General features: G+C 35.0%; 9 protein-coding genes. 1 reads left to right on the top strand and 8 read right to left on the bottom strand.

What is annotated here, in order from left to right; genetic code table 11:
- Positions 1-81: 81 nt before the first annotated feature.
- From purL to BLV64_RS05585, 3 genes are all read right to left on the bottom strand, one after another.
- Positions 82-3,747, bottom strand: coding sequence for a phosphoribosylformylglycinamidine synthase (purL, locus tag BLV64_RS05575; RefSeq protein WP_092133211.1), 3,666 nt, complete (start codon positions 3,745-3,747; stop codon positions 82-84).
- Between the two features lie 143 nt (positions 3,748-3,890).
- Complete coding sequence (locus tag BLV64_RS05580) at positions 3,891-5,684, bottom strand: endonuclease (RefSeq protein ID WP_092133212.1); 1,794 nt, start codon at positions 5,682-5,684, stop codon at positions 3,891-3,893.
- Between the two features lie 18 nt (positions 5,685-5,702).
- Positions 5,703-6,908, bottom strand: coding sequence for an RsmB/NOP family class I SAM-dependent RNA methyltransferase (locus BLV64_RS05585; RefSeq protein WP_092133213.1), 1,206 nt, complete (start codon positions 6,906-6,908; stop codon positions 5,703-5,705).
- A gap of 174 nt (positions 6,909-7,082) precedes the next feature.
- Here BLV64_RS05585 and BLV64_RS05590 point away from each other — a divergent pair, with 174 nt between their 5' ends.
- Entirely contained in the window at positions 7,083-8,189 is a 1,107-nt protein-coding gene (locus BLV64_RS05590) for a WD40/YVTN/BNR-like repeat-containing protein (RefSeq protein ID WP_092133214.1), read from the top strand.
- A 37-nt stretch (positions 8,190-8,226) separates the two neighbouring features.
- Here the strand turns inward: BLV64_RS05590 and BLV64_RS05595 are convergent, their stop codons facing one another.
- From BLV64_RS05595 to BLV64_RS05615, 5 genes are all read right to left on the bottom strand, one after another.
- Positions 8,227-8,676, bottom strand: coding sequence for a hypothetical protein (locus BLV64_RS05595; protein ID WP_092133215.1), 450 nt, complete (start codon positions 8,674-8,676; stop codon positions 8,227-8,229).
- A gap of 1 nt (position 8,677) precedes the next feature.
- A complete protein-coding gene (locus BLV64_RS05600) occupies positions 8,678-9,157 on the bottom strand; it encodes a hypothetical protein (protein ID WP_092133216.1) in 480 nt (159 codons plus the stop codon).
- A gap of 33 nt (positions 9,158-9,190) precedes the next feature.
- Positions 9,191-9,733 carry an RNA polymerase sigma factor gene (locus BLV64_RS05605; protein WP_092133217.1) on the bottom strand — a complete coding sequence of 181 codons (543 nt, stop codon included), beginning with the start codon at positions 9,731-9,733 and terminating at the stop codon, positions 9,191-9,193.
- 183 nt (positions 9,734-9,916) lie between these two features.
- Entirely contained in the window at positions 9,917-11,746 is a 1,830-nt protein-coding gene (locus tag BLV64_RS05610) for an ABC transporter ATP-binding protein (RefSeq protein ID WP_092133218.1), read from the bottom strand.
- Positions 11,747-13,477, bottom strand: coding sequence for a phospho-sugar mutase (locus tag BLV64_RS05615; RefSeq protein ID WP_177165299.1), 1,731 nt, complete (start codon positions 13,475-13,477; stop codon positions 11,747-11,749). It lies immediately after the preceding gene.
- Positions 13,478-13,550: the final 73 nt, after the last annotated feature.

Consider the following 13,550-nt stretch of genomic DNA (forward strand, 5'->3'; position numbering starts at 1 on the left):
AAATCTTACATATTTAAAGTATTAAATTAAAAAGGGGCTAGTTTAATAAAACCGCCCCTTTTTTTAATTATATAGTGTTTGTTATTTTTTAGATTCTATCCAGAGCCTAGCATTAACAAATGCTTCTAGCCAAGGGCTGACTTCATCCGTTCTGTTTTCAGGGTAATTGGCCCAGTTCCACTGAAATGTAGAGCGCTCAATATGAGGCATTGTGACTAAATGTCTTCCTGTTTTATCACATAACATTGCTGTGTTAAAATCGGAACCATTTGGATTACTTGGGTAACTGTCATAACCGTATTTAGCAACAATGTTATAGTTGTTTTCGCCTTGAGGTAAATTAAACTTTCCTTCACCATGAGAAATCCATACTCCTAACGTGCTACCTTCTAAAGAGGATAACATGACCGAGTTGTTTTTTTGAACATGTACCGAAGTAAATGCACTTTCGTGTTTTTTAGAATCGTTATGAATCATTTTCCCATGTACCTCATGTTCTGGATTTATTAAATCGAGTTCCATAAATAACTGACAACCGTTACATATACCTACCGATAAAGTGTCTTCTCTTTTAAAGAAATCCGAAATGACTTCGTTCGCTTTTTCGTTGAATTTTATCGCACCGGCCCATCCTTTAGCAGATCCTAATACATCACTATTAGAGAAACCTCCTACGGCACCCAGAAACTGAATGTCTTTTAAATCTTCGCGACCAGAAATTAAATCGGTCATATGCACATCCTTAACATCAAAACCTGCTAAATACATGGCATTGGCCATTTCACGCTCACTATTACTTCCTTTTTCTCTTAGAATAGCTGCTTTTGGTCTTGGTTTAGAGCTATCGATTACTGGTAATTTTCCAGTAAAATGAGTAGGGAAGGTATATTGAAGGGGTTGATTTGCGAAGTTTTTATAACGTGCTTCAGCTAAACCGTTAGCGGTCTGTTTTTGGTCTAATAAAAATGAGGTTTTATACCAAACATCTCTTAACCTTGAAACTGTTAACGTGTAAACTTCATTTTTATTTATAATATTTAACACATCGCTATGAGTTGGTTTTCCAATGTTGAAAAACTTAATATTAGCGTCTGTTAATACGTTTTCTATAGTTTGATCTTTTGCTTGGAAAACTAGTCCTGAGTTTTCAGAGAATAATAATTTTACAGAATCTTCTTCTCCTAGAGCTGTTAAGTCTAATTCTGCTCCTAAATTAACTTCGGCAAAACAAAGCTCTAATAAGGTTGTAATTAATCCTCCTGAAGCGACATCGTGACCAGCAATAATCTTACCGTCCTTAATAAGTTGTTGAATGGTATTAAAGGTCGTTTTAAATTGAGAGGCATTTTTTATGGTTGGCGTGTCTTTACCAATTTTATTAAGTGTTTGAGCAAAAGCACTTCCTCCTAATTTAAAGTCATCTTCCGAAAGATTGATATAATAAATATCACCACCGTTATGGCTTAAAACTGGCTCGACTACCTTAGAGATGTCGTTACAGTTACCAGCAGCAGAAATTATAACCGTACCAGGAGAAATTACTTCCTCGTTCGGATATTTTTGTTTCATCGATAAAGAATCTTTCCCGGTCGGTACATTTATACCTAAATCGATGGCAAATTCTGAAACAGCTTCTACAGCATCATATAACCTGGCATCTTCACCTTCATTTTTACAAGGCCACATCCAGTTTGCAGAAAGAGAAACCGACTGTAATCCGTCTTTTAAAGGCGCCCAAATAATATTAGTTAAAGATTCTGCAATAGCATTTCTACTCCCTGCTGTTGGACTTATTAATCCAGAGATAGGCGAGTGGCCTACAGAGGTTGCAATACCTTCTTTACCTTTAAAGTCTAAAGCCATTACCCCACAATTGTTAAGTGGTAATTGTAAAGAACCCGCACATTGTTGTTTGGCAACTTTACCACCTACACAACGGTCTACTTTATTAGTTAACCAATCCTTACAAGCTACAGATTCTAACTGTAAGACATTATCGATATATTCAAGAATTTGATCTGGATTATAGCTAAGGTCTTCGTAGTTTCTATTAACAGTAACATCGGTCATGATTGTTTTTGGAGAGCTTCCAAACATATCTTCAAGTGCTAAATCCATAGGTTTTTCGCCTGTAGTTTTAGACTCGAATGTAAAACGATTGTTTAAAGTAACATCACCAACAGTATACATTGGCGAGCGCTCACGTTCGGCAATTCTATGTAGTGTATCAATATGTTTTTCGGCAATGACTAATCCCATTCTTTCTTGAGATTCATTACCAATAATTTCTTTTGCTGATAAGGTTGGGTCACCAACAGGGAGCTTATCTAAATCGATATGTCCTCCTGTGTCTTCAACTAATTCTGATAAACAATTTAAATGTCCACCGGCACCATGATCGTGAATAGATACGATATAGTTCTCTTCACTTTCTACCATACCTCTTACGGCATTGGCAGCACGTTTTTGCATTTCAGGGTTAGAACGTTGAACGGCATTGAGTTCAATTCCCGAAGCAAATTCTCCTGTATCGGCACTAGAAACGGCAGCGCCTCCCATTCCAATACGGTAGTTTTCACCACCAAGAATTACAATTTTATCCCCTTCTTTTGGAGTATCTTTTAAGGCTTGGTCTGCTTTACCATAACCAATTCCTCCTGCTTGCATGATCACTTTATCGAAGCCTAATTTTTGGGCTTCTTCTTCGTGTTCGAAAGTAAGAACAGAACCACAAATTAATGGTTGTCCGAATTTGTTCCCAAAATCAGAGGCTCCATTACTTGCTTTTATTAATATATCCATTGGCGTTTGGTATAACCAATTGCGTTCTTTCATTTTTTGTTCCCATGGTCTAGCTGCCTCTAATCGTGAGTAAGACGTCATGTAAACCGCAGTTCCAGCTAAAGGTAAAGATCCTTTTCCTCCCGCTAGACGGTCTCTGATCTCTCCTCCAGATCCAGTTGCCGCACCATTAAAAGGTTCAACAGTAGTAGGAAAGTTATGAGTTTCTGCTTTTAATGAAATAACAGACTCATAATCTTTTGTGGTATAAAAATCAGGCTTATCAGCAGTTTTAGGAGCAAATTGCTCGACTACTGGTCCCTTAATAAATGCCACATTATCTTTATAAGCAGATACAATGGTGTTTGAATGTTGCTTGGAAGTTTCTTTTATTAGTTTAAAAAGTGAGGTGTCCTTTTCCTCTCCATCAATAATAAACGTCCCGTTAAAAATCTTGTGTCTACAGTGTTCAGAGTTCACTTGGCTAAAACCAAAAACTTCAGAATCGGTTAAAGAGCGTCCAATTTTCTTAGCAACACCTTCAAGGTATTGAATTTCTTCATCGCTTAACGCAAGTCCTTCTTGTTCATTATAAGCGGCAATATCCTCGATATTTAAAATAGCTTCTGGCTGAATGTCAATAGAAAAAGACTGCTGGTTTAAGCCTTTATATAACTCAGAAATCATAGGGTCGAAATCTGAAAATCCTTCTGTTGAAGCTAAAAACTCTTCAATTCTAATTATTCCAAAAATCCCCATGTTTTGGGTAATCTCTACTGCGTTTGTACTCCAAGGCGTTATCATAGCTGCTCGAGGTCCAACAAAAAAAGCATCTAGAGATGCTTGTTCAATTTTTGGTTGGTCACCAAATAACCATGTTAATTTTAAGATGGTTTCAGTTGATAATTCTTTTGCTGTTTGTACTGCAAATACTTTGCTGTTTACGTTTCCAAAGAAATGAATCATTGTATGTTAAATTGTGTTGTTGTTTGTAATATGCAAATTTAACTTTTTTAATGATATGGTTTATTAAAAAAGTGGGCATTATTTTAAAGGTTATTCACGTGGTTATTAACCAAAAAAAAAGCGGCTCGAAAGCCGCTTAATAATTATTGTTTTACTAATTTCTTAGTGATGTTTCCAGATGGTGTTTTAATTTTAATTAAATACAATCCGTTATTAAGGTTGGAAACGTTTATTGTTTTTTCGTCGGTGGTCCCAGATTTTACACGTTGACCTAGAACATCGTAAATAGTATATGGTAAAGGTCTTTTCGTTTTTATAGTTAGGGTACTACCCGCAATAGGGTTAGGGTATATGCTAATGTCTGATGTTTCATTAAAAGTTTCTGTTCCTAATACCGAGTAGCAGGTCCACGATAAGTCATCTATCGCCACGCGATCACCTTGGGAAGTATTTTCTGAAATAGTGACACTAACATTACCTTCTGTATTTATTCCAGAAAGGGATGTTGTTTGCACAGTATTATCGTAAGGTACTGTACCTTTAAGAACACCGTTAACATAAACACTTAAATCTCCAGTACTACCACCAAAAACACGTTTTGTAGTCAGGGTTAAGTTACCTATTCCTCCAGAAATTGTCGGTGAAGTAAGCGTGCCCATAGTAGAGCCTCTACCATCTATAACGATAGCTTTACCATTAATCATTTGGTCTGTACGCGCTTCGGTAGCTGTCCATGTTAAACCATTATCTCCAGTCCAGTTTACATCGGTGTAGCTACTAGAACTTGTTGATATGTTTTCAAAGGTTTCAGTAACGCAATCTTGAGTTCCTGTTCCCGAATTAGTTGTTGTCTCACAAACTTCATTACTTATAGCTGACTCGTTTGCATTGGCGTCTAAGGCAGTCACTGTAAAACAATACATTGTGTCTGGTTGTAAGCCATTAACAACGGTAGATGTTGTTGTATTTGAAGTGTTAAAGGCTAAAGTACCACCAATATATACGTTATAAGAGGTTACGGCTACATTATCGCTAGAAGCATTCCAATCTAAATTCACAGAATTATCTGTAGGGTTAAACGCAACAAGCATAGTTGGTGTTGTTGGAGGTGTAACATCTGGGTTCGGGTTCCAAATTAATTGAGCGTATTCAGGGTGGCTCACAAAAGGATTTGCGTTATTTTGGTAATTATAAGCCGCATTGTTTCTGTCTATTTCTCTTTGAGAAACAGGGTCGTTTGCGTGCCATTGTAATAAAAGATCTAAAGCCCAATCGGTAAACACTTTATCATTAGAGCCATCAAACATTGGGAAATTCCAATTGCCTACTTGGCCTTCGTAACGCACAGCAAAATATAAAACAGCTCTTGCAATATCACCTTTAAATTCATCAATAGGTTCAAAAGCTTGTCCGTTGTAACCCACTGTGGTATAGTTTCCGACTTTAGAACCGTTTGTAGAGATCCAAGAAGGACTACTGACAATTCCAAAAGGAAAATTACTACGCTGACCATTAACTTTTCCATCTGTTGGGATAACTTGATGGATGTCGGTACGCATAGGTAATGCTTGGTTATAAACAGATTGTGGAATTAAATGCTCTCTATTGTAGCAATCACCTTCACTGTTGTAATTTCCACATTGGTCTCCACTGGTGTGATTGTAATTATAGGCATCAGTACCTGCAGGTTTTTCCGAATACATATCTAAAACGGTTCCATCATTCTCATAGTAGAGGTCTACATCGGTAGTTTGGTAACCCGTATAAAGATTGTCGTATGAATTTTGTTGATAGCCTGTGCTTATTATATTATGCAATTCTGTTTTTAAGCTGTAACCATTTAATCCTGCAGCACTGTCGTAATAGTTGCTAGGAATTTGGGCTATAGCAGAAATGCTAATTAAAATTAGGGATAATGATAGGTAGAACTGTTTCATCGGTAATAGAGTAATAAATTATTTTCTTTCTAATAAAGCCATGTAAAATCCATCAAATCCAGATTTATGCGACAGTACTTTTTTCTCTTTTATAAAAGTAAACTCTTTATTGGTCTCTAAAAAAGCTTTTACTTGATTTTCATTTTCTGAAGGAAGTATAGAGCATGTTGCATACACTAATTTTCCACCAGGTTTTACCATTCTAGAATATTGCACTAAAATGTCTTGTTGAGTTTTTTTGATTTTTTCTATAAACTCAGGTTGTAATTTCCATTTAGCATCAGGATTACGTCTTAGTACCCCAAGACCAGAACAAGGCGCATCAATTAAAACACGATCGGCTTTATCGTATAATTTTTTAATCGGTTTTGTAGAGTCTATAACTCGGAATTCAATATTATGAGCACCCGCTCGTTTTGCTCGGCGTTTTAATTCCTTAAGTTTATTCTCATAGATATCCATAGCTATGATCTGACCTTTGTTTTCCATAAGAGCAGCCATATGCAAGGTTTTTCCTCCTGCTCCTGCACACGTATCTACAACTTTCATTCCTGGTTTAACCTCTAAGAACTCAGCTACTAATTGAGATGATGCGTCTTGCACTTCAAACCATCCTTTTTGAAAGGCATCAGTTGTAAAAACATTAGCACGTTCCTTTAGTTTTAAAGCATCAGGATAGCCTTTAATAGATTCTGTTTCGATATCTAAATCAAACAATTCTGTTTGTAATTTTTCTTTTGTTGTTTTTAAGGTGTTCGTTCTTAAAATAACATCGGCTTGTTCATTTAAAGCCGTAGCTTCTTTATTCCAAACAGCTTCACCAAGTTCACTAACAATAAGTTCATCCATCCAATCTGGAATAGACTCTTTAATTTTTCTTACTTTCGAAAGCTCATCGAATCGGCCTTTGATTTTTCGTAATGGCGTGCCTTCAAAGTATTTCCAATCCGGTAATTTAATACCTCGCAGTGTTGCCCATACGGCAAACATTCTCCAAACATCATCACGGCTAAACGGTTCTTTAACGTCTGCAATTTCTGCATATAAACGCTTCCATCTTACAATATCGTAAGTGGTTTCAGCTACGAAACCGCGATCGCGACTTCCCCAACGTTTATCTCTTTTTAATAATTGTTGTACAACTTTGTCGGCGTACATACCTTCGTTAAAGATTTGTAATAAACCATCAACCGTTGCAAAACATAAATTTCTATGTAATCTCATCTTTGTGTATTCGTTGTCTTTCTTCTACAAGTAGAAGCTTATTTATCTGTAATAATATATAGAATTAAAGCGATTAACGCTTCAAATTCAGCCTGCAAAGTTACATTAAAAGCTTCGAATAGACGATTATTTTTAAATTATCTGTATTATATTATCTTTAACAAAAATATAAAAATGAAGACTAAATTATTCCTGTTACTAGCAATCGTACTATGTTATGGTTGTAAAAAAGATACTAAAAATGAGGGCTCTAACTTAGAAGAGCTGTCTTTGAAAGTGAATAAAACATCATTTTCTGAAGTTGAAATTGCCGTATTGCTTAGTGATTCGACGCTAAATATTAGAGCTTTAGAATTGCTTAAAAATGAAGCGGGATGTTATTTTCTAACTTCTAAAGGGTTTGCAGGGCAAGTAAAAACGCCCGATTTAAACAATGTGTTTTTAGATGAGATTACTTATCCTATTAACATCGACGCTGATAAAACAGATTTAAATTTCAGAGCTTTAGCGGTGACTAACACGGCTAAATTCGGGATTTCTGTTGGGAGTCCGGCATACCTTTATAAAATTAATGACTCTAGTGCGTCTTTAGTCTATCAAGAAGATCATGAGAAAGCGTTTTATGACGCCATGGCATTTTGGAATGATATGGAAGGTATTGCCATAGGTGACCCTACCGATTCTTGTATGAGTATTATAATTACTCGTGATGGGGGAGAAACATGGACAAAAATAGACTGTGAGAATTTACCGCCTTCTAAAGAAGGTGAAGCAGCTTTTGCGGCTAGTGATACGAATATTAAAATTAGTGGTGATAAAACTTGGGTTGCTACTGGAGGCAAGGCGAGTCGTGTATTATTTTCTGGGGATAAAGGGTTAACCTGGGAGGTTTTTGACACTCCAATTGTTCAAGGGATTGAAACGGCAGGAATGTATTCTATAGATTTTTATGATGATAAAATGGGGTATGCTATAGGAGGAGACTACACCAAACCCGACGCTATGAATACGAATAAAATAAAAACTCAAGATGGAGGGAAAACGTGGCATGTAGCCGCTAAAAACAAAATTCCGGGTTATAGAAGTTGTGTGCAATATGTGCCAAATAGTGACGGGAAGTCTTTGGTTGCTGTTGGTTTTAAAGGTATAGATTACTCAAATGACGGTGGAGAGCATTGGACGCATTTAACGAACGAAGGTTTTTATACGATTCGATTTGTAAATGATAGTGTTGCTTATGCCGCGGGAAATAAACGTTTGGCTAAGCTTACTTTTAGATAAATTAAAGCATAAAAAAAGCAGCCATTGGCTGCTTTTTTTATTTTTTGTATTCTTTTTTATGACGATCTTTAAATTCTTCAATCATTTTTTTTCGGAAAGAACGATTGGCTTGAATAACCTTGATAATTTTCTTTGCAGATAATACACGTTCTAATTTAGCATAGTATTCCTTCTGATTAATATGGTAATCTTCTTCAATTTTTAGAAGGGTATTTAGATATTGTTTCGCTGCTGATTCCGAAATGCCTTCTAAATTTTCTTTTTTACGTTCTTTAGACGCTTCTTGAAGTGCATTACGCTGATCTTCGTAAGCATTATATAAAGGCCAAAAGGCTTGAGCTTCTTGTTGCGTAAAGTTTACTTGCTCTGTAATATGAGCTACTTTTAGTGCCTTTAACTTGTTTCGGTCTATTTTTTCACCGTGATCTTGTGCTGATAGTTGAAAACTAAAAACAGCAAGTAATGCGGTTAGGATAAGGTGTTTCATTTTATTCTAAAATTAATTCGTCAAAATCTTTAGTGTCTAATAAAGAATCTATGGTGTCTATATTCAAATCGAAATCAATAAACTGCGATTCGGTGAGTTCTGAGTTTGAAAATAAAAGAGATAATTCGGTACTACTTGATTCTTCTAACAAATAACTATCTAAAGTTGCTGAGCTTAGTGAATCGAAACTTAAATCTTTTTTAAATAAATTCAAACTAAAAAATAAAAGAAGAGCAGCCGCAATACTACCAACAGACACCACAATTTTTTTATAAAGCGGTATTACTTTTACTTCTTTGTTAGAGGCTGGAATACTAACCTCGAAAGTTTCGAAATAATCACTTGGCGCTTTTAAACCAGATTGTGCTGCATTGTTTTTTAAGCGTGCAGTAGTTAGTATCTCAGTTTCTAGACCTTCAAAATAATTTGATGGTGTTTTAAATCCTGATTCTTTTATAATATGTAATCCTTTGTTTTTCATTCTATTAATAAGACTGTTAAAAAGTCAAATAGTTTAATGCGCTTTTAAATAGGCTTCAATTTTTTTTGAAGCCAAGTGGTAAGAGGCTTTTAAAGCCCCTTCGCTAGTATTTAATATCTCTGATATTTCTTTGTATTTTAAATCTTGAAAATATTTCATATTAAAAACCAATTGTTGTTTTTCTGGTAATATTGCTATAGCCTTTTGTAATTGTAATTGAATGTCATTGCCTTCAAAATACACGTCGGATTGTAAATTGTTTATGGCTAATTCTTGAACTTCTTCATTAGAGATTTGTAGACGTTTTGCATTTTTATTTATTAAGGTAATTGCTTCGTTTGTTGCAATGCGATAAAGCCAGGAATATAATTTACTATCGCCTTTAAAACCATTAATATTTCTATACACTTTAATAAAAGTGTTTTGTAATGCATCGTCGGCATCATCGTGAGATTTAACAATGTTACGAATATGCCAATACAGGCGCTCTTTGTAAAGAGTAACTAACTCTTTAAAAGCGGCGTCTTTATTCTTGTTAGACTGTAATTGTATTAAGAGCTCTTTTTCTTGTAGCACTATAACGATTTTGTTTTTAGACTATAAATTACGATAAAGGTTTAAAATATTGTTTTTTATCTTCCAATCCAAGGTGTTTTAAAACACTTTAAATACCAGTTGTGGTAGAACTAAAAAGAGAAGTGATTTTATAGTTTAAAAATCACTTCTCTTTAGGGGTATTGTGTAAGTACTTTATGAAGCTTATTCGAAACTTTGCATTTCGACTAAGCGTTTATACATGCCATCTTTTTTAATTAACTCAACATGCGTTCCTTGCTCTACAATTCGTCCGTTTTGCATAACGATAATTTGGTCTGCACTTTGTATTGTCGACAAACGGTGAGCAATGACAATTGAAGTTCTGTTTTTCATCATATTTTCTAAAGCCACTTGAACTAATCGTTCACTTTCGGTGTCGAGGGCCGATGTAGCTTCATCCAAGATCATAATTGGAGGGTTTTTAAGTACCGCTCTAGCGATGCTTATCCGTTGCTTTTGTCCGCCAGAAAAATTATTTCCAGCATCACCTACATTGGTTTCCATGCCCTGAGGTAGATCTTTAACAAATTCCCAAGCATTAGCGATTTTTAAGGCGTCTATAATTTGGTCGTCTGTAGCATTTGGTTGCCCAATAAGAATGTTGTTTTTTATGGTATCGTTAAATAGTATGGAGTCTTGTGTGACTAAGCCCATAAGGCTTCTAAGTGATTTTTTTGTTACATTTTTAATGTCATTTCCATCGATTAAGATACTGCCTTCATTAATATCGTAAAATCGGGTAACTAAGTTAGCAATTGTACTTTTTCCACTTCCTGACTGTCCAACTAATGCGACCGTTTTTCCCTTGGGAACAGTGATGCTAAAATTCTTAAGAACTAGGTCGTTATCATACTTAAATGAAATATTGTTTATACTTAGTTCTTTTGTGAAACCGTCTAGTATTTTAGCGTTTGGAATATCTTCCATGTTGTCTTTTTCGTGAAGAATTTCGAATACACGATCGGCCGCTGCAATACCATTTTTAACACGGTAAGATGCTTTTGAGATGGCTTTAGCAGGAGTTAAAATACCATAAGCTAATCCCATAAAGGCTAAGAAATCGGTTCCTGCTATAACATTATCTATAAGTACAAGTTGTCCGCCATACCACAGTAAGACGGCAATAGTTGCAATACCTAACACTTCACTAACAGGGCCAGCCAAATTGTTTTTTAAGCCTATTTTATTGGATAACTTTAAAATTCTGTCTGCAGAATTGATAAAGTGGTTTCTAAATGTATTTTCAGCATTATAACTTTTTATAATTTTTAAACCCGTTAAAGATTCTTCGACAATAGATATAAGACGACCAGATTCTTGTTGTGCTTTAAGAGAATTGCTTTTTAAACTTTTTCCAATTCTTGAGATTAAAAATCCGGAGACAGGAATAAATAGTAATACAAATAAGGTTAACTTCCAACTGAATGAAAACATTATAATTAGTGAGAATATAATTGTAGCAGGTTCTCTTACAATAAGTTCTAAGACAATAAAAAATGAATTTTGCATTTCATTAATGTCTCCCAAAACTCTCGCCATCACATCTCCCTTTTGGCGTTTGGAATAGAAACTTAATGGGAGTTTGATTATCTTATCATACATATCTTTTCTTAAGCTATTTAAAACGCCGTTTTTAAGATACATCATATGCTGCATAGCAAAATATCCAAATAGGTTTTTTAATAAAAACGTAAAAATCACAAGTGAAACTACTATTAATAAGGCCATTTGAGCATTGCCATTTTCTAAGTAGCCACTCACTTTGTAATTTAAAAACTGTTCACCATAGGTTTTGATTTCTGCAATACCTGTCCAAACAGGAGCTTTGGTGACCACCTTTGTTTTACTAAATAGCACATTCATCATGGGGATAAGCGAGACAAATGCTAGGGCGCTAAATAAAGCATAAAGTATATTAAAAAAAACGTTTAAGTATACGTGCCTTTTAAAACGCTTGATAAATGGTAGAAGTTGTCGTACTATTTCTTTCATTTAGTGGAGTTGCATATCTTTTATGATAGCATCAATTTTGGTTTCTAATTTGTTTTCTGTGCTTTGAAAGTGAGCAGCTGACTCTAAAACAGTGTTTACACTAATATAAAATTTAATTTTAGGCTCTGTTCCACTTGGTCTAAGTGCAATCTTACTACCATCTTCAGTGTAATAAATTAAGACATTTGATTTAGGGATGTCTAAAGGAGTTACTGTATTATTTATTGTATTTGTAGCTGTAGATAATTGGTAGTCTTCAATTTTAATCACTTTAGAACCGTTTACAGTTTGTAGTGGGTTTTCTCGAGCATCAATCATCATTTGTTTAATTTCCTGAGCACCTTCAATGCCTTTTTTGGTCATTGAAATTAAACGCTCTTTAAACATCCCATGATTGACGTATAAATCGATTAGTTTTTTATATACCGAACTGCCTTCAGCTTTAGCTTGAGCAGCGATTTCACAAATTAATAGGGTAGAGGTAACAGCATCTTTATCACGTACAAAATCGCCTACCATAAAACCAAAACTTTCTTCTCCACCACCAATAAAATTGAGTTCTGGGAAGTCTTTAATCATTTTAGCAATCCATTTAAAACCTGTTAAACCTACTTTGAGTTCTACATTATAGGCATCGGCAATGTTTTGCATCATTGGGGTAGATACAATGGTGCTAGCAATAAACTCTTGACCATTAATTTTGTTGCTTTTTTTCCATTGTTCGGTTAAAAAAGCTGTCATTAATACCATCGTTTGGTTACCGTTAAGTAATACCAACTCTCCGTCAAGATTTCTAACAGCAACGCCTAATCGATCGCAATCAGGATCGGTTCCAATTACGATATCACCATGTGTTTTGTTAGCTAATTCTAAAGCCATTTTTAAGGCTTCAGGCTCTTCGGGGTTAGGCGACTTAACTGTTGGGAAATCACCGTCAGGAACACGCTGTTCCTCAACAATATTAACCTGTTTATAACCTGCACGATTTAAGGTTTCGGGAACAGCTGTAATAGACGTTCCGTGTAATGAGGTGAACACAATATTTAACTCATCTTTAGCAGATTGAGGCGTGTTAAAGCTTCCGTTTTTAACGGCTGCATCTATAAACGCATTATCGATATCTTCTCCTATATAAGTAATTAATTTCTCGTTAGGTTCAAATTTAATAGCGCCATAGTCAAGGGCATTAATTATCGAAATAATTTCAGCATCTTGCGGCGGAACTAATTGTCCGCCATCCTGCCAGTACACTTTATATCCGTTATATTCTGGCGGATTGTGAGAGGCGGTTAAAACAATACCACAATGACAATTTAAATGTTTTAAGGCAAACGATAATTCAGGAGTAGGGCGTAAGTCTTCAAATAAAAAGACTTCTATATTATTAGCGGAAAATACGTTTGCTACTATTTTTGCTAACGATTTACTATTGTGTCTACAATCGTAAGCAATAGCGACTTTTAATTGTTCTCCAGGAAAAACGCTATGCATATAATCGCTTAGTCCTTGAGTGTTTTTTCCCAATGTATATTTATTAATACGATTGGTACCAATACCCATTACACCTCGCATTCCTCCGGTTCCAAATTCTAAGTTTTTATAAAAACTCTCTTTTAAGGTTTTAGGGTCTTCAGCAATAAGCGTCTTAATATACTCTTGGGTTTCTTTATCAAAAGCTGGTGTTAACCATGTATTTACTTTATCTAATAATTCTGGTTCTATATGTATCATGTTTTAATAGTACTGCGTAATGAGATATACTAACTAAGTAATTATTTTGCTAAAATAAGCATAATAAAAATGT

It is taken from the genome of Bizionia paragorgiae (genome assembly GCF_900107625.1).
Taxonomy (GTDB): Bacteria; Bacteroidota; Bacteroidia; order Flavobacteriales; family Flavobacteriaceae; genus Bizionia; species Bizionia paragorgiae.